This is a genomic window from Sphingopyxis sp. GC21, from assembly GCF_025727575.1.
In the GTDB taxonomy this organism is placed as follows: domain Bacteria; phylum Pseudomonadota; class Alphaproteobacteria; order Sphingomonadales; family Sphingomonadaceae; genus Sphingopyxis; species Sphingopyxis terrae_A.
This window is the reverse complement of sequence record NZ_CP095845.1, coordinates 1,191,397-1,209,046: the sequence shown is the minus strand read 5'-3', so window position 1 is coordinate 1,209,046 and position 17,650 is coordinate 1,191,397. Positions and strand designations below refer to the sequence as shown.

18 protein-coding genes are annotated in these 17,650 nt (G+C 65.4%); 10 read left to right on the top strand and 8 right to left on the bottom strand.

Features of this window, described 5'->3' with window-relative positions; genetic code table 11:
- Positions 1–34 precede the first annotated feature (34 nt).
- The 8 genes from MU856_RS05745 to MU856_RS05710 all read left to right on the top strand — a co-directional run bounded on the left by MU856_RS05745 (position 35) and on the right by MU856_RS05710 (position 8,692).
- Positions 35–1,219, top strand: coding sequence for an acyl-CoA dehydrogenase family protein (locus MU856_RS05745; RefSeq protein ID WP_062902355.1), 1,185 nt, complete (start codon positions 35–37; stop codon positions 1,217–1,219).
- 118 nt (positions 1,220–1,337) lie between these two features.
- The gene (locus MU856_RS05740) at positions 1,338–2,432 is read left to right on the top strand and encodes an acyl-CoA dehydrogenase family protein (protein ID WP_062902354.1); all 1,095 of its coding nucleotides are present in this window, start codon (positions 1,338–1,340) and stop codon (positions 2,430–2,432) included.
- Positions 2,429–3,634 carry an acyl-CoA dehydrogenase family protein gene (locus tag MU856_RS05735; RefSeq protein ID WP_003051302.1) on the top strand — a complete coding sequence of 402 codons (1,206 nt, stop codon included), beginning with the start codon at positions 2,429–2,431 and terminating at the stop codon, positions 3,632–3,634. The genes MU856_RS05740 and MU856_RS05735 overlap by 4 nt, the downstream gene beginning before the upstream one ends.
- Positions 3,635–3,645: 11 nt before the next feature.
- On the top strand, positions 3,646–4,428 hold the full coding sequence (locus MU856_RS05730; protein ID WP_263588559.1) for an SDR family NAD(P)-dependent oxidoreductase: 783 nt from the start codon (positions 3,646–3,648) through the stop codon (positions 4,426–4,428).
- 55 nt (positions 4,429–4,483) lie between these two features.
- Complete coding sequence (locus MU856_RS05725) at positions 4,484–5,734, top strand: acetyl-CoA C-acetyltransferase (protein ID WP_062902352.1); 1,251 nt, start codon at positions 4,484–4,486, stop codon at positions 5,732–5,734.
- 137 nt (positions 5,735–5,871) lie between these two features.
- Positions 5,872–7,002 carry a CaiB/BaiF CoA transferase family protein gene (locus tag MU856_RS05720; protein WP_062902351.1) on the top strand — a complete coding sequence of 377 codons (1,131 nt, stop codon included), beginning with the start codon at positions 5,872–5,874 and terminating at the stop codon, positions 7,000–7,002.
- 104 nt (positions 7,003–7,106) lie between these two features.
- Positions 7,107–7,910, top strand: coding sequence for a crotonase/enoyl-CoA hydratase family protein (locus MU856_RS05715; RefSeq protein ID WP_062903196.1), 804 nt, complete (start codon positions 7,107–7,109; stop codon positions 7,908–7,910).
- A 2-nt stretch (positions 7,911–7,912) separates the two neighbouring features.
- Positions 7,913–8,692 (top strand): tyrosine-protein phosphatase, encoded by a 780-nt coding sequence (locus MU856_RS05710; RefSeq protein WP_062902350.1) that lies wholly within the window; start codon positions 7,913–7,915, stop codon positions 8,690–8,692.
- A 20-nt stretch (positions 8,693–8,712) separates the two neighbouring features.
- Here MU856_RS05710 and MU856_RS05705 read toward each other — a convergent pair whose 3' ends face one another.
- The 7 genes from MU856_RS05705 to MU856_RS05675 all read right to left on the bottom strand — a co-directional run bounded on the left by MU856_RS05705 (position 8,713) and on the right by MU856_RS05675 (position 15,700).
- Positions 8,713–10,032 carry a metal-dependent hydrolase family protein gene (locus MU856_RS05705; protein WP_082819949.1) on the bottom strand — a complete coding sequence of 440 codons (1,320 nt, stop codon included), beginning with the start codon at positions 10,030–10,032 and terminating at the stop codon, positions 8,713–8,715.
- Between the two features lie 73 nt (positions 10,033–10,105).
- Positions 10,106–10,840, bottom strand: a complete 735-nt coding sequence (locus tag MU856_RS05700; RefSeq protein WP_082819948.1) for a sulfotransferase family protein — start codon at positions 10,838–10,840, stop codon at positions 10,106–10,108.
- Positions 10,837–11,760 (bottom strand): aminotransferase class IV, encoded by a 924-nt coding sequence (locus MU856_RS05695; RefSeq protein WP_202988277.1) that lies wholly within the window; start codon positions 11,758–11,760, stop codon positions 10,837–10,839. Before MU856_RS05695 ends, MU856_RS05700 begins: the two co-directional genes overlap by 4 nt.
- Before the next feature lie 35 nt (positions 11,761–11,795).
- Complete coding sequence (locus MU856_RS05690; RefSeq protein ID WP_263588558.1) at positions 11,796–12,473, bottom strand: phosphatase PAP2 family protein; 678 nt, start codon at positions 12,471–12,473, stop codon at positions 11,796–11,798.
- On the bottom strand, positions 12,434–12,775 hold the full coding sequence (locus tag MU856_RS05685) for a hypothetical protein (RefSeq protein ID WP_062902347.1): 342 nt from the start codon (positions 12,773–12,775) through the stop codon (positions 12,434–12,436). The genes MU856_RS05690 and MU856_RS05685 overlap by 40 nt, the downstream gene beginning before the upstream one ends.
- Positions 12,776–13,005: 230 nt before the next feature.
- A complete protein-coding gene (gene lpdA, locus MU856_RS05680; RefSeq protein ID WP_263588557.1) occupies positions 13,006–14,418 on the bottom strand; it encodes a dihydrolipoyl dehydrogenase in 1,413 nt (470 codons plus the stop codon).
- A 1-nt stretch (position 14,419) separates the two neighbouring features.
- Positions 14,420–15,700: a pyruvate dehydrogenase complex dihydrolipoamide acetyltransferase gene (locus tag MU856_RS05675; protein ID WP_062902345.1), complete on the bottom strand. Its 1,281-nt coding sequence runs from the start codon at positions 15,698–15,700 to the stop codon at positions 14,420–14,422.
- Between the two features lie 160 nt (positions 15,701–15,860).
- On the opposite strand from MU856_RS05675, the gene MU856_RS05670 reads away from it, so the two are divergent.
- Entirely contained in the window at positions 15,861–16,316 is a 456-nt protein-coding gene (locus MU856_RS05670) for a universal stress protein (protein WP_003051267.1), read from the top strand.
- On the opposite strand, the gene MU856_RS05665 is transcribed toward MU856_RS05670, so the two are convergent.
- The gene (locus MU856_RS05665; RefSeq protein WP_263588556.1) at positions 16,313–16,705 is read right to left on the bottom strand and encodes a hypothetical protein; all 393 of its coding nucleotides are present in this window, start codon (positions 16,703–16,705) and stop codon (positions 16,313–16,315) included. The two genes, MU856_RS05670 and MU856_RS05665, sit on opposite strands and share 4 nt — an antisense overlap.
- A 119-nt stretch (positions 16,706–16,824) precedes the next feature.
- Between MU856_RS05665 and MU856_RS05660 the strand changes: the two genes are divergently transcribed.
- On the top strand, positions 16,825–17,610 hold the full coding sequence (locus tag MU856_RS05660) for a helix-turn-helix domain-containing protein (protein WP_263588555.1): 786 nt from the start codon (positions 16,825–16,827) through the stop codon (positions 17,608–17,610).
- The last annotated feature ends 40 nt before the right edge of the window (positions 17,611–17,650 follow it).

Here is a 17,650-nt window from a genome sequence, read left to right as displayed (position 1 = left end):
GAGACGATATAGTTAGACAGCGAAGGGAATCGGAATGGCGGCGACGCACCAAGGCATATCGGATCGGGCGCTGGCGATCGCAGCCAAGGTCGAGGCCTTCGTCCGCGAGACGGTGGTCCCCTATGAGAAAGACCCGCGCCGCGACCATCATGGCGCACCGACCGACGAGCTGGTGATGGAAATGCGCGACCATGCCCGCGCGGCGGGCGTGCTGACGCCGCACATCCTGTCCGACGGCAGCCACCTCAATCAGCGCGAGACGGCGGTCGTCCTCATAAAGTCAGGTCTGTCGCCGCTCGGTCCGCTCGCCTGCAACACGATGGCGCCCGACGAAGGCAATATGTATCTGCTCGGCAAGGAAGGCAGCCCCGAGCTCAAGGAACGGTTCCTCAAGCCGATGGTCGAGGGCCGCGTCCGATCGGCCTTTTTCATGACCGAACCCGCCGAAGACGGCGGTGCGGGGTCCGATCCGTCGATGATGAAAACGACCTGCCGCCCCGACGGCAATCATTGGGTCGTGAACGGCCGCAAGACCTTCATCACCGGCGCGGAGGGCGCGCGCGTCGGCATCGTCATGGCGAAGGCCGAAGAAGGCGCATGCATGTTCCTCGTCGACCTGCCCGATCCGGCGATCCGCATCGACGAGATTCCGAACACGATCGACAGTTCGATGCCTGGCGGGCACGCGACGCTGACCATCGACAATCTGCGTATCCCCGCCGACCAGATGCTGGGTGAGGCCGGCGAAGGCTTTCGCTACGCGCAGGTCCGCCTGTCCCCCGCCCGGCTGTCACACTGCATGCGTTGGCTCGGCTGCTGCATTCGCGCGCACGAAATCGCGACCGACTATGCCAACCGGCGTGAAGCCTTTGGCAAGCCGCTGATCGAGCATGAAGGCGTCGGCTTCATGCTCGCCGAGAATATGATCGATCTGAAGCAGGCCGAACTGATGATCGACTGGTGCGCCGGCGTTCTCGACACCGGATCGCTCGGCACGGTCGAAAGCTCGATGGCAAAGGTTGCGGTCTCCGAAGCGCTGATGCGGATCGCCGACCGCTGCGTTCAGGTGATGGGCGGGACCGGCGTCACCGATCGCACGATCGTCGAACAGGTGTTCCGCGAGGTGCGCGCCTTCCGCATCTACGACGGTCCGACCGAGGTCCACAAATGGAGCCTTGCCAAGAAGATCCGCCGCGACTGGAAGGCCGGACGCACCTGATGCCCCTGTCAGTTGCGCTTTGCCGCCCGATCCTCCAGCCGTAGCGTCAAAACGACTTGACGTTTACGTTAACGTCCGGATGATGGGTGAAAACATAAAGGGTAGAGGACTCGGACCGATGTCGATTTTGCACGACGAAGGACAACAGGCGATCGCCACCGAATCGCGCCGCATATTGGAAGCGCGCGTGCACAAGGACGATCTGCTCCCGCTGCTCCAGACAAGCGGGCGCTATCACGAAGCCTTCTGGGCCACCGCGAAAGAACAAGGCTGGACCGCGCTGGCCTTGCCGGAAGCCTATGGCGGCCTGGCGCTGGGCCTCGTCGAACTCGGGCTGATTGCGCACCAGGCGGGTCGCACGCTCAGCGGCGCACCCTTTCTGACCTCGAATTTCGGTGCGGCAAAAGCGATCGAGCTAAACGGCAGCGATGATCAGAAACAGCGCTGGCTACCTGGACTGGCAAGCGGTGACGTCATCGGGGCGGTCGCGATTGCATCGGGGCCTGACGCCCTGCCCGCCCATCCCAAGGTCACGCTGACCAATGATCGCCTCGATGGGGTGAAGGACGGCGTTTCGGGCGCATTACATGCCGACGTCGCCATTGTCTTCGCCAATGGCCCGGGTATGCCGGTCCTCGCGTTGGTCGATCTTGCCAAGGTCGAAAAGACGGCGATCGACAGCTTCGACAACAGCCGCTGCCTCGCCGACCTGCATTTTGCCGATACGCCCGCCGAGACGCTCGTCAGCGGAAGCGCCGCGCGCGCGGCGGCGCTGCACATTCTGGCATTGCAGGCCGTCATCACCGCGCACGAACAGACGGGCGGAGCCGAGGCGCTGATGGAAATCGCGCGCGACTATGCCGTGACGCGCAAGGCGTTCGGGCAACCGATCGGCGCCTTCCAGTCGATCAAGCACCGCATCGCCGAACTCTACGGCCTCGTCGAACTCGCGCGCGCCAATTGCATCCACGCGGCCTCGCGCGAGGGGCAGAGCGACTTCGTGACGGCGGCCGCCGCGGCGCGGCTTTCGGCGACCGAAGCCTATGACACCGCGGCGCGCGATTGCGTGCAGATCCACGGCGGCATCGGCGTGACCTGGGAAATCGGCCTGCACCTTCATATGCGCCGCGCCCGCACGCTGGCGCTTGAACAGGGAAGCAGCCTGTTCTGGGAAGATATATTGGTCGACCGCCTGGCAGGAGAAGCAGCATGAGCGATCTCGAAGCCTATCGCGCGAAGGCCGCAGCCTGGTGCGAATCCGTCGCGCCCACGTTCGGCAAGGCGGCCCGCAAGGGCCTGAGCGTCGAAGAGGATCTCGCGCTCGGACGCCGCTATCAAAAGGCGAAATTCGATGCGGGCTTCGCGGGCATCAACTGGCCTACCGACCTCGGCGGACAGGGCCTTGGCCATATCGAGAAGATCACCTTCGAAGCCGAGGAGATGAAGCACGGCTTCCCGAACGTCTATTTCGGCATCTCGCTCGGCATGCCGGTGCCGGTGCTGATGCAGTTCGGCTCTGACCGCGATTTCGTGAAGGAGCGCGTGCTCAAGGCGCTGCAGGGCGAAGAAATCTGGTGCCAGCTCTTCTCCGAACCATCGGGCGGCACCGATCTTGCCGGCCTGCGCACGCGCGCCGAAACCGATGGCAACGGATGGAAGATTAACGGCCAGAAAGTCTGGACGAGCTGGGCGCAATATAGCGACTATGGCGTCATCGTCGTGCGCACCGACCCGACCGTCGCCAAGCACAAGGGCCTTACCTATTTCTGGGTCGACATGAAGGCGCCCGGCGTCACCGTGCGCCCGATCAAACTCGCCGGCGGCGACAGTCACGTCAACGAAGTCTTCTTCGATGATGTGAAGATCAGCGACGACCACCGCATGTCTCCGGTCGGCGGCGGCTTCTCGGTCGCGCTCGCGACCCTGATGATCGAACGCTATGTCGCGACCGACAGCGCCGGATTCGGCCCGCACCTCGACCTGTTCGTCGATCTGGCGAAAGACCTGATGATCAATGGCCGACCGGCGATCGAGGATGGCCGCATCCGGCAGCAGATCGCCCGCAACTATGCGATGCGTTCGGGACTCGATTCGATCAATGTCCGCGCACGATTGATGATGCAGGCGGGTATGACGCCGGGGCCCGAAGGCTCGCTCAACAAGCTGGTTGCGGTTCGCTCGCGCCAGAAGCTGTCCGAACTCGCGATCGACCTGCAGGGCGTCGGCGGCTTCCACTTCGACGAGCATGCCTCGCCCAAGGACGATTGGGCATCGAGCTGGATCAACGCGCCGACCGGCCGCATCGCCGGCGGATCGGACGAAACGCTGCTCAACACCATCGCCGAGCGCATCCTCGGCCTGCCGCAAGACCATCGCCCCGACAAGGGCGTCCCCTTCAACCAGATTCCAGCCTGAGGAGCCTCCCCATGAAACTCGATTCCTCGACCGCGGCCGTCGTCACGGGCGGCGCGTCCGGTCTTGGCCGCGCAACCGCCGAAGCGCTTGCCGCCGCAGGCGTGAAGGTCGCGATCTTCGATATCAACGACGCGCTGGGCGAAGAGGTGGCGCATTCGATCGGCTGCCTGTTCGTCCATGTCGATATCACCGACGAACAGTCGGTTCTCGACGGCTTTGCCAAGGCGCGCGCCGCTCATGGTCAGGAACGCATCGCGGTCCACTGCGCGATGACGTCGCGCCGCGGCAAGACGCTCGCCTATGACAAGGAAACGGGCAAATTTCGCCGGACCCCGACCGCCGATTATGAATATGGCGTCGCGGGCATATTGACCGCCAGCTACCGGATCGGATCGATCGCGGCCGAAGGCATGGCGACATTGCCCGAACTGGAAGACGGCGAACGTGGCGCAATCATCTTCACCGCCTCGGTCGCGGCGCAGGACGCGCAGATCGGTCAGGTCATCTACGGGTCGGCCAAGGCCGGGGTAAACGGCCTCGTCCTGCCGATGGCGCGCGATCTGATGGACCTCGGCATCCGGGTCAATTCGATCATGCCCGGCGTGTTCGGTACGCCGTTGCTCGGCAATATGAACCCCAAGGTCAAGGAAAGCCTCGAAGCGTCGGTCCCCTTCCCCAAGCGGCTCGGCAAGGCCGAGGAATATGCCAGCCTGGCGACGGAAATGATCCGCAACACCTATTTCAACGGCCAGGCCGTCCGCCTCGACGGCGCCATCCGCATGGCGCCCCGGTAAACCTCGGGATGGCCGCATGGCCCCTCGTCAAGACTTTCAAGGAAGGAACATCATCATGGCCGAAGCCTATATCATCGACGCCGTCCGCACCCCGCGCGGGATCGGCAAGCCCGGCAAGGGCGCGCTGTCGCATCTTCACCCACAGCATCTCGCCGCGACCGTCCTCGCCGCGATCCGCGACCGCAATCATCTCGACACCGCAACGGTCGACGATATCGTCTGGTCGACCTCGTCGCAGAACGGCAAGCAGGGCGGCGACCTTGGCCGCATGGCGGCGCTGTCGGCGGGATACGACACCAAGGCCAGCGGAACGACGCTCGACCGCTTCTGCGGCGGCGGCATCAGCTCGGTCAATTTCGCCGCGGCGAGCGTGATGAGCGGAATGGAAGACTGCGTCATCGCCGGCGGCACCGAAATGATGAGCTACACCACCGCCTTTGCCGCCGAGCAGGCGAACGCGGGACTGCCGCCGCGCCTGATGGGATCGGGCCACGAAGCGCTCGACGACATCCACCCGCAGTCGCACCAGGGCATCTGCGGCGACGCGATCGCGACGATCGAAGGCATCAGCCGCGAAGCGCTCGATGCGCTCGCGCTCGTCAGCCAACAGCGCGCCGACAGGGCGATCAAGGAAGGCCGCTTCAACAAGTCGGTCGTGCCCGTCCTGAACCCGGACGGCAGCGTTGCGCTGGACCATGAAGAGTTCCCGCGCCCCGAAACCACCGCGGAGGGCCTTGCGTCGCTCAAGCCCAGCTTTGCCGCGCTCGCCGATTTTGACATGGGCGGCGGCTTCACCTTCCGCAAGCAGATCAACCGCCGCTATCCCGACCTTGAAATCCAGCATTTCCATCATGCCGGCAACTCGTCGGGCGTGGTCGACGGCGCCGCCGCGATCTTGCTGACGTCCAAGGACTATGCCGACAAGCATGGCCTGAAGCCCCGCGCCCGCGTCGTCGCCTATGCCAATATTGGCGACGATCCCACGCTGATGCTCAACGCCCCCGTTCCGGCGGCCAAGAAGGTTCTGGAAAAGGCCGGGCTGACCAAGGACGACATCGACGTCTGGGAAATCAACGAAGCCTTTTCGGTGGTCGCCGAAAAGTTCATCCGCGACCTCGACCTCGATCGCGAAAAGGTGAACATCAACGGCGGCGCGATGGCGCTCGGCCACCCGATCGGCGCGACCGGTTCGATCCTGATCGGCACCGCCCTCGACGAACTCGAACGCTCGGGCGGTCGCTATGGCCTCGTCACCATGTGCGCCGCGGGCGGCATGGCACCGGCCATCATCATCGAACGCATCTAAGACAATCATCGTCAATGCGATCCCCCAGCGAAAGCCGGGGGAAGCAACCCAGGGAGTTTACGCCCCCCTGGATTGCAGCGTCCCCCGGATCAAGTCCGGGATCCTCGCAATGACGATGCAGGCATGGGAGACACGACATGGCCGGACCCCTCAAGGGCATCAGGATCATCGAATTTGCGGGGATCGGTCCCGGCCCCTATTGCGGGATGATGCTCGCCGACCATGGTGCGGAGGTGATCCGCATCGATCGTCCCGGCGGTTTCATGGACCCGCGCGATCCGCTGTCGCGCAACCGCACCTCGATCGCGCTCGACATGAAAAATCCCGAGGCGGTCGCGATCGCGCGCGATCTGTGCAAGAGCGCCGACGGCATCATCGAAGGCTATCGTCCCGGCGTCATGGAGCGGCTGGGGCTCGGCCCCGATGTGCTGCTCGCCGACAATCCCAGGCTCGTCTACGGACGCATGACCGGCTGGGGCCAATATGGCCCCTATTCGCAGGCGGCGGGACACGACATCAACTATATCGCACTGTCGGGCGTCCTCCACACCGTTGGGCGCGCGGGGGAAAAGCCGGTGCCGCCGGTCAACTACGTCGGCGATTTCGGCGGCGGCGGCATGATGCTGGCCTTCGGCATGGCAAGCGCGCTGCTCCACGCCGCGAAGAGCGGCGAAGGTCAGGTCATCGACTGCGCGATGACCGACGGGTCGGCGCTGCTGGCGGGGATGAGTTGGGGCTTCTATGCCATGGGCCGGCTGCGCGACGAGCCGGGGGTCAACATGCTCGATACCGGCGCCCATTTCTACGACACCTATGCGTGCGCCGACGGCAAGTTCATCTCGATCGGCTCGATCGAGCCGCAATTCTATGCCTTGCTGCGCGAAAAGACCGGGCTCGACGCCGATCCCGCCTTCGATGCGCAGATGGACCCGTCGCAGTGGGAACCGCTCAAGGACAAGCTGACAGCGCTGTTCGCGACCAAGACGCGCGACGAATGGTGCGCGCTGATGGAAATGACCGACGTGTGCTTTGCTCCCGTCCTCTCGCTCGCAGAGGCGCCGCAGCATCCGCACAATGTCGAGCGCGAAACCTTCCTCTCGGTCGGCGGCGCCACCCAGCCCGCCCCTGCCCCGCGCTATTCGGCGACGAAGGCCGACACGCCGCGTCCCGCCCCGGCGGTGGGCGCCGACGGCGACGCGGTGCTTGCCGCACTCGGCTATGATGCCGAGCGGATCGCCGCGCTGCGCAGCGGAGGCGCGGTCCGCTGAACCGATGCGGCGACCGGGCGCCGATCCGCGCCCGGCGACGCCATCTGCAACTTGCCAGAACAGACCGCGGGGCGTAGCCTGTGCGCGGTACAGGAGACGTGATGATGGGCGAATTTCTGAGTGTCGAGCGGCGGGGAAAGATCGCCATCCTGACGATGATCAAGCCCGAGAGCATGAACGCCATCGGCACCCATGCCGACTGCGACGATATCGTCGACACGCTCCGCGCGCTGGGCGAGGATCGCAGCGTCAGCGCGATCATCCTTACGGGCAGCGGCAAGGCGTTCAGCGCGGGCGGCAATCTCAAGTCGATGCAGGATCGCAAGGGGATCGGCGTGCTCGATCAGCCTGATTCGACCCGCGCCAATTATCGCCGCGGCGTGCAGGCGGTGATCCGCGCGCTGATGGATTGCGAAATCCCGATGATCGCTGCGGTCAACGGCCATGCTGTCGGCCTCGGCTGTGACCTTGCCTGCACTTGCGACATCCGTATCGCGGCGGAGAGCGCCAAGTTCGCCTGCAGCTTCATCAAGGTCGGCATCGTTCCCGGCGACGGCGGCGCCTGGCTGCTTCAGCGCGTCCTCGGCTATCCGCGCGCGGCCGAACTCTTCCTGACCGGCGACCGCTTCGACGCGCAGACGGCGAAGGACTATGGGCTTGTCACCGAAGTCGTCCCCGATGCCGAACTGCTCGACCGTGCGGTGGCGATCGCCGAGCGCATCGTGTGCAACCCGCCGCGCGCGCTGCGGCTCACCAAGCGGCTGCTCCGCGAGGCGCAACACAGCCGGATGAGCGACATCCTCGAACTCAGCGCCGCCTATCAGGCGATCGTCCACGAAACAGCCGACAACCGCGAGGCGATCAACGCCTTCGTCGAAAAGCGCGCACCCGTCTTTACCGGAGAATAGCCATGATCGCCGACCGCGTCCTGCCGCTTTCGGGCATCCATAATTTCCGTGACTATGGCGGCTATGCGGTCGAGGATGGCGGGCGGCTGCGGCAGGGCCTGCTCTGGCGTTCGGCGCACCATGAACAGGCGACCGACGAGGATCTGGGCGCAGTCGATGCGCTGGGCCTCGAAACCGTGATCGACCTGCGCGGCGACGACGAGCGCGAAATGCATCCCTGTCGCCGCTCCGACAATTTTTCGGCGCGCGTCCTGTTTGCGGGCGGCGTCACCGCCGGCCTGGCACCGCATCTTCAGGCGGCGGGCGGCGCGATCGATGTCGAGACGGCACGGGCGCGAATGATCGACACCTATGCCGGCATGCCCTATCGCTCGGCGCTCGTCGCGACGCTGCGCCTCTATCTGGCGGCGCTCGCCGAATATGACGCGCCCAGCCTGGTGCACTGCGTCGCCGGCAAGGACCGCACCGGCTTTGCAGTCGCGATCGTCCACCGGCTCGTCGGTGTGCACGAGGATGACCTGATGCACGACTATCTGCTTACCAACACGGCGGGTAAGATCGAGGAACGCATCGCGCAGGGTGCCGCACACATCCGTGCCCGCTATGGCGCCGAGATCAAGGACGAGGCGGTGCGCGCGCTGATGTCGGTCAATCCCGCCTATCTCGACGCCGCGCTGGCGACGGTGCGCCGCGATCATGGCGATATTCCGAGCTATGCCGAGGCGGTGCTGAATTTCACCCCCGCGATGCGCGAAGCCCTGATCGACAAGCTGGTCGTATAGTCCCTTTCCCCAAGGGCGGATTATTCGCCCTTCACCAGCACGCCGCCCTTCACGACCGCGGCCACATGCTCAAGCCGAGTCACATCGGTGAGCGGGTCGCCATCGACCGCGATGATGTCGGCGTAGCGACCGACCGCGATCGCGCCGAGGTCGTTCGTCATGTCGAGCGCTTCGGCGCCGCTGACCGTCGCGGCGCGGATCGCCTGGAGCGGGGTCATCCCCCACTCGACCATCTTTGCGAACTGCTTGCCATTATCGCCGTGCGGATAGACGCCGGCGTCGGTGCCGAACAGCATCCGCACCCCCGCCTTCACAGCGCGCTGGAAGGTCTGGCGCTGGGCAAGGCCGATCGCCTTTTCCTTGTCGAGGCTTTCCTGTTCGGTGCCGTTGGCGGTCCCGGTCGCGAGGATATAATCGTCGTTATAGATATCCATGTCGAACCAGGTCTTGTGTTCGATGGCGAGCTTGATCGCCGCATCGCTCGCAAGGCTGGCATGTTCGATCGTATCGATGCCGGCAAGGATCGCCGTCTTGATCCCGTCGTCGCCATGCGCGTGCGCCGCGACCTTCAGCCCCAGCATATGCGCCTCGTCGGCAATCGCCTTCATCTCGTCGAAGGTCAGTTGCTGCGCGCCGACGCTGTCGCCGAGCGAAAAGACGCCGCCGGTCGCGCAGATCTTGATGACGCGCGCGCCATATTTGTGCAGCCAGCGTACCTTCGCGCGCGCCTCTTCGGGGCTGTCGATCACCGACGCCTCCTTGCGGTCCATAGACGGCGGCAGCCCGCCGCTGTCGCAATGGCCGCCGGTCGCGCCGATCGCCCACCCCGCCGGAATGATGCGCGGTCCCTGAATGAAACCGCCCTCGATCGCCTGCTTCAGCCCGACATCCTCAAAATCGGCCGACCCGACATTGCGCACGGTGGTAAAGCCCGCGTCGAGTACCTTCTTCGCATTGGCGACGCCGACGACGGTCCAGAAGCTGTCGGTGTAGCGCAGCCCCTGATAGCCGCCGACTTCGGCGAGCGACGTCAGGTGGACGTGCATGTCGATGAAGCCCGGCAACAGCGTGCGGTCGCCGAGGTCGATCTGCCGGACGTCGGAGCCCCAGCGCACGGTGCGCGCATCGGCGATGCCAGTGATGCGCCCGTCTGGCCCGACGAAGATAGCGGGATGCTCGACGGTCTTGCCGGTCAGCACGTCGAGATAGCGTGCCGCGGTGATCACCGTCTTCTGCGGCGCCGCCACGTCCTGCGCCGATGCTGTCCCAACGGCAAAAATCGCCGCCGCACCGATCGCGATTCCTCGCAGAAAACTGCCGAACTTCACACTGGATTGCATCGCGCGTCCACCCTCTGTTGCTGCCCGCAGACTTGATGGCAAAAGGCGCCCCTGTAGGACAGCGAAATTTGTGTCAGGCGGCGATTTTATGGTGCGCAAGATAGGCATAGTCGGTGCGGCACGCATCCGCGACGGCCTGCGCCTCGGGCGATAGCGGCACTGCAGCCTTGTCGGGCGCACCGAAGCCCGTGCTGGCCGCAACCGCATCATACCAGTGCGACGCCCATATGCCGTCGGTGGCGTGGATTCCGGGTTGCCACTGCAACATGGCGGGGTCCCATCTGATGCCGAGCGCTGCGCACAATTTCTGCAGCATCGCCGGCGGGTCGCGCAATATGTCGGCGCTGTCGATCACCGGCGGCGCATGGCCGAGCCGGTCGGCCTCGCGGTCGAAAAACTCGACTTGGCGCGCAGTGCCGAGATGGTCGGGGCGGACCATCACGCGCTTGGCCGCATAGCTCGCGACGACGCGCGCCGGGTCGCGGATCAGGAAGGCGTGGCGAAGCCCGGGCAGATCGTGATGCGCGATCGGGCCGACCATATGGTGCGCCATATGCTTCTGATACCAGATCGGCGTGGCGGCGGGATTCGGCCCCGTCAGGGTGCGCGCCACGCTGTACCAGTCGCAGTCCATCGACGCCATGACCTGCTCCATCATCGGCTGCGGGTCGCCGGTTTGCCGCAGATAGGCGCCGTAAAAGGGTTCGTCGGTGACGAAGCTGTCGGCTCGGCTGCCGAAACTGCGCATCATCGCGGTCGACAGGTTTCGCGGCCCCGACCACATGGCGATGCGGACGCAATCGGTCACGGTCGTCCCCGCGCCGCGATATCGGCCTCGATCAGCGCGCGATAGAGGCCCTGCAGGCGTTCGACCATCGGCCCGCGCCCATCGGTCAGCTTGCGCCCGTCGATCGTGTGCGCGGGAACGACGCCCGCAAAGGTGCCGGTCACGAACGCCTCGTCGGCGCCATAGACATCGGTCAGCGAAAAATTCCGTTCATGGACCGCTATTTCGTTGTCGCGGCAGATGCGGATGACGTTGCCGCGCGTGATCCCGCCCAGGCAATAATCGCCGGTCGACGTCCACACCTCGCCCTTGCGGACGATGAAGAAATGGGTCGAATTGCAGGTCGCGACGAAGCCGTGCGGATCGAGCATCAGCCCCTCGTCGGCGCCGGCCTGCGCCGCCTGGATGCAGGCGGTGATGCAGTTGAGCTTGGAATGCGAATTGAGCTTCGGGTCCTGCACCGCGGGATCGCCGCGGCGGACATGGACGGTAAAGAGCGACAGCCCCTTTTCGACCGTCGCGGGCAGTGGGTCCTTATGTTCGGCAATGATGACGATCGTCGCGGGCGAAACGATCACGCGCGGATCCTGATAGGGGGTCGAGCGGATCCCCCGCGTCACCATCAGGCGGATATGGCACGCGTCCATCCGGTTGGCATCGATCGTGTCGTAGAGCCGCCGTTCGAGCGCTTCGCGCGAAATCCCGATGTCCATCGCGATCGCCTTTGCGCCCTCCCACAACCGATCGAGATGCTGGTCGAGAAACGCCATGCGGCCGCGGTGAACGCGGATCCCCTCCCACACTCCGTCGCCAAGCATGAAGCCGCTGTCGAACACCGACACGCTGGCTTCGGCGCGCGGAACGAGCGCGCCGTTGACGTTGATGAGGATCGCGTCGTTGCGCGGATCGGGGACGAAGTCGTGCGTGCCTTGTGCCATCATTCCAACCTAGCCGCTTGGACGGCGCTGTCGAGCGGTCATGCCGGCCCGGCGGGCTCCGAACGCGCCCACCACGCGGCCGCCAGCGCGAAAGCCGCGCCGAGCAGCGTGCCGCCGACGATATCGCTCGGCCAATGCACGCCGAGCATGATGCGCGAGAGGCCGGTGAGGCCGATCATCAGCACCGCGAGGGTCCATGCTTGTCGCCGCCATCGCGGCGGCACGAGCAGTGCCAGCGTCAGGTAGAGCGCCGCCGCGCTGGTGGCGTGGCCGCTGGGGTAGGAGGCGCTGCTGACATGATCGAGATGCGCGATCAGGTCGGGGCGCGGGCGATCGAAGGCGGCCTTGAGCAGGCTCGATGCGATGTTGGCGAACAACACCGCAGCCACGATCGCCAGCGCCGGACGCCGCCCGCCCCAATAGCGCACCGCCGCCGCGATCAGGCCGACCAGCACCCAGCGCGGCGTACCGCCGCCGATCCAGCTTATCGCCTGCATGAAGGCAATCAGCGGCGGCGGACCGGCGCCATCGGGCCAGGTAAGATGCCGCGCGATCGCGGCGTCAAGGGCCGTGACATGATCGGCGCGAGTCAACAGGCCGAGCGCCAGCACCGCGACAGCAAGCATCACGACGATGACCGCCCTGTTCCGCAAACGCGCCGGTGGTTGCGCCACGATCAGGCTTGCCTCGCCCGATCGTCGGCGGGCTTTCGCCATGCCTCAAGATAGGTGGCGAAGCGGCGCAATTGTTCGGTGCCGCCGTCGACATCATTGTCCATCAACCGCAGCACGCCCGGTCCCTGATCGGTGCGATAGGCGAGATAGAGTCCGTGCCGGAAACGCGCCCCCAATCCAACCGATACGGAGAGGTCGCCCGGAAGGCGATCGGCGCGGTCGACGAGAAGCTGCGTGATGTCGCGCGCATCGAGCGACCCGATACCCGCATCGTGCAGCAGATCGGAATAGAGGCGCCCGTTCTCGATCCTGGCCGCAACGCCGCATAGAAGAGGCAGCCGCATCCGGCCCCGATCAGCACGATCATATGCAACGGTGCCAGCGGATCGCGCCGTGGCGCCGGCGCGGGCCACAAGCCGCCGGCGAGAGGCACTGGCGGCGGCGGCGGGGCGTGGGCGTCGTCGTACATCAACCCGGCCACAACGAAAGCCACGACCGCAAAGGCAAGGAAGAGCAAGGCCTTCCCGCTATTGCCGCCGCGCGAATAGTGAAGGATCGACGGGTTCAAGCGCGATCAGATATGCAGCGCCCGCCCATAGGCGCCGAGCACCGCTTCGTGCATCGTCTCGCTGATCGTCGGGTGCGGATAGACGGTGTGCATGAAATCCTGTTCGACCAGTTCGGCGGTCTTGCCGACGGTATAGCCCTGGATCATCTCGGTCACTTCGGCGCCGACCATATGCGCGCCGAGCAGTTCGCCGGTCTTGGCGTCGAACACGGTCTTCACGAACCCTTCGACCTCGCCAAGCGCGATCGCCTTGCCGTTGCCGATGAAGGGGAAATTGCCGACCTTGACGTCATAGCCCGCTTCCCTGGCCTTCGCCTCGGTCAGCCCGACGCTCGCGATCTGCGGGTGGCAATAGGTGCAGCCGGGGATGTTCTTCGCATCCATCGGATGCGGGTGCGCGTCCTTGTTGCCCAGTTCCTTCGCAATCGCCTCGGCCGCGATCACGCCTTCGTGGCTGGCCTTGTGCGCGAGCCACGGCGGCGCGGTGACATCGCCGATCGCCCACAGGCCCTTCACATTGGTGCGGCAATAGGGATCGGTGTCGATATGCCCCTTCGTCGTTTTGACGCCGAGCGCTTCGAGGCCGATATTTTCGGTGTTGGGAACGATGCCGATGGCGACGATCGCATGGCTGTAGTCGCCCGCCTGAACCTTGCCGTCCTTCGTCTTGATCTTCGCCGAAACGCCGCTCGCGGTTGCTTTCAACTCCTCGACACCGGCGCCGGTCAGGATCGTCATTCCCTGTTTCTTGAGCGATTTTTCGAGGAAGCTCGACACGTCGGCATCCTCGACAGGGACGATGCGGTCGAGCATTTCGACGACCGTCACCTCGGCGCCCATATCGTTGTAGAAGCTCGCGAATTCGATCCCGATCGCGCCCGATCCGATGACGAGCAGCTTCTTGGGCATTTCGGCCGGGGTCATCGCATGGCGATAGGTCCAGATGCGCTTGCCGTCGGCGGGCGCGAAATGCAGGTCGCGCGCGCGGGCGCCGGTCGCGACGATGATATGCTTGGCGGTCAGCGTCTCGCTGCCCTTGTCGCCCTTCACCTCGACCTTGCCCGCACCGGCGAGCTGGCCGTCGCCCATATGGACCGCGATCTTGTTCTTCTTCATCAGGTGCGTGACGCCCTGATTGAGCTGCTTCGCGACGCCGCGCGACCGCTTGACCACCGCATCGAGATCGGCGCTGATGCTCGCGGCGGCGAGGCCATAATCCTTGGCGTGGCTCATATAGTGAAAGATCTCGGCCGAGCGCAGCAGCGCCTTGGTCGGGATGCAGCCCCAGTTGAGGCAGATGCCGCCCAGATTCTCGCGCTCGACGATCGCGGTCTTCAACCCAAGCTGCGCCGCGCGGATCGCCGCGACATAACCACCGGGGCCGGAGCCGAGGACGATGAGGTCGTAATTTTCAGCCATGTTACGCCACCAGTCCGAGCGGGTTTTCGACGATCTGCTTGAACGCCTGCATCAACTGCGCGCCGTCTGCGCCGTCGATGGCGCGGTGGTCGAAGCTGCCCGTGGCCGACATCACGGTCGCGATGGCGAGCGCGTCGTCGACCACATAAGGCCGCTTCTCGCCCGCGCCGATCGCCATGATCATGCCCTGCGGCGGGTTGATGACCGCCTCGAACTGCTTGATGCCGAACATGCCCATGTTCGACAGGCTGGCGGTGCCGCCCTGATATTCGTGCGGCTGGAGCTTGCCTTCCTTGGCGCGGCCCGCAAGTTCCTTCATCTCGGTCGAAATCTTGCTGACCGACTTGTCGTCGGCGCCGACGATAATCGGGGTGATCAGGCCAGCCGGCACGCTGACCGCGACCGAAATGTCGGCGCGTTCGTAGCTGATGAGCTGATCGCCGGCGAAGCTGACATTGCATTTCGGCACCTGGATCAGCGCCTTTGCCAGCGCCTTGATCAGCAGGTCGTTGACGCTGAGCTTGACGCCCTGCGGCTCGAGTGCCGCGTTGAGTTCGCCGCGCAGCTTGAGCAATTTGTCGAGCTGGACATCGACCGTCAGATAGATGTGCGGCACCTCCTGCTTCGACTGGGTCAGGCGGCGCGCGATCGTCTTGCGCATATTGCTGAGCTTTTCCGCGCTGTGCGGAATGTCGGTTTCGAACGGCTGCGCGGGGGCGGGCGCAGCGGCGGGCGCGGGGCTGGGCGCGGCCGCGCTTGCCGGGGCGGCGGTCGACGCAGCAGCGCCTTCGAGGTCGGCCTTGACGATGCGGCCGCCGGGTCCGCTGCCGGTCAGCGCGGTGAGATCGATGCCCTTGTCGGCGGCGATGCGCTTGGCGAGCGGGCTCGCCTTGATCCGCTCGCCCTGCGCGGCAGGGGCCGGGGCGGCGGTCGGCGCCGGAGCGGGTGCAGCCGCGGGAGCAGGCGCGGGGTCGGCCTTGGCGGCAGGCGCCGGTGCAGGTGCAGGCGTAGGCGCAACCTTGGTGCTGCCCGCATCCTCGTCCTCGCCGGCGATAACGGCGATCACGGTGCCGACCTTCACATTGTCGGTGCCTTCGGGGATCAGGATTTGTGCGATCGTGCCTTCATCGACCGCTTCGAATTCCATCGTCGCCTTGTCGGTTTCGATTTCGGCCAAAAGGTCACCTGACTGGACGCTGTCCCCCTCCTTCACCAGCCATTTGGCGAGGGTCCCTTCCTCCATCGTCGGCGAAAGGGCGGGCATCTTCAGTTCAATCGGCATCGTCGCTATTGTCCCTGTCAGTCTCGCAGGCGCAGGCCTGCCGCTACGGATTCGTCCTCGTCATAAGCGCATCGCGGGTCAAGGTCTATCGGGCGGAACTTGCCTTTCATACGAATGTGACGCACTGTCCGCCCGCAAAAGGCATAGCGGGGGCCGGGGCATGCGCACCTATCTGGTGGTTATCGACGACAGTCCGGAGGCGACGCTGGCGCTACGCTTTGCGGCGCGGCGCGCGGCGCGCACGGGCGGCGGCGTGATGGTGCTGGCGATCGTGCCGCCGCAGGATTTCGTAGCTTTCGGCGGTGTCCAGGCGACGATCGAGGCCGAAGCGCGCGAGCATGCCGAGGAACTGGTCGCCGCCGCCGCCGATGCGATCGCGCAGGAAGCGAATGTGACGCCGCAGATCATGGTCAAATCGGGCAAGCCCGCCGAGATCGTGCGCGACGTGATCGGCGCGAACGACGAGATAGCGGCGCTCGTCCTTGCCACCGCCGCGAGCGGAGCGCCGGGACCGCTGGTGGCGCATTTCACCGGGCACGACGCGGGAACGCTGCCATGCCCGGTGATGCTGGTTCCGGGCGCAATCGACCTCGCCCGGCTCGACGCGCTTAGTTAGGCCGCCGCAGCGCGCGGGAGCGCTGCTGCGCCCTTCCCTTCGAACAGCGCGAGTTCGAGAACGACAATCGCCTGCACGATCAGGATTGCGATACCGGTCCAGCTCATCTGGCCCGCGAACATCGCCAGCATCGCAAAACTCGCCGCGACCCAGCCGAGATTGCCGATGGCGATCAGATTGGCGAGCGTGCGGCTCGGGTTCTTCTGCCCGGCAACGAACAGCATCAGCGCCGCCGACGGCAACCCGATCCAGCCTGCGGCCGCGACAAGCCCGGTCGGCAGACCGAGCAGCGCCGCGACCGGCGCGGTCGCGAACACGCACGCCAGGAACAGGATGCTGCAGGTAATCGCATCGATGACGAGGCTGTTCTTGAGATTGAAATAGGACATGACGGATTCTCCTTTCGAACCCGTCTTGAATGGCGCCGCGACGTCATCGCGTCGATTACGCGGCAGGTAATGGAAATCGCGCGCCGCCATCGCTACCCAGAGGCAAAAGGAGACAGGCGATGCAGATGGTGCCGCTCGGCGAGCAGCTTCGCGAATGGCGCGCGCGGCGCCGGATGAGTCAGATGGACCTCGCCCTCGACAGCGAGATTTCGACCCGCCACCTGAGTATCATCGAAACCGGACGCTCGAAGCCGAGCGCCGCGATGATCCAGCGCATCGCCGATTGCCTGGAGGTACCGCACCGAGCGCGCAACGCGATGCTGCTCGCCGCCGGATACGCCCCCGACTATCGCGAGCGCCCGCTCGACAGCCCCGAAATGGCCGGGATGAAGGCCATCGTCGACCATGTGTTGAAAGGGCACGCGCCCTATCCAGCGCTTGCAGTCGACCGGCACTGGAACATGGTCGCCGCAAACGATGCCATCGCGATCCTGACCGCGGCCGTGTCCCCTGCCCTGCTCGAGCCGCCGGTCAACGTGCTGCGCATCGCGCTCCATCCGGAAGGGCTGGCGCCGCAGATCGTCAACCATGCCGAATGGCGCGCGCATATCCTGCACCGGCTGGATCAGCAGATCGAGGCGAGCGCCGATTCCGGGCTCGCCGCGCTGCGCGACGAAATCGCCGGCTATCCCGCGCGGCCGGGCGATCAGCCCGCCCCGCCCGCGAGCAGCATCGCGGTCCCGCTGATCGTCGACACTGCCGCCGGGCGGATCGGCTTCGTCTCGACCGTGACGATCTTTGGGACGCCCGTCGACATCACCCTGTCCGAACTCGCGATCGAGGCCTTTTTTCCTGCCGATGCCGAGAGCGCGGCGTTGCTGCAGCGGCTGGCAACGGTGCCATAAGCTTCGTCGGCGCAAGGAGCCGAAAGCAAGGAGGCAATCT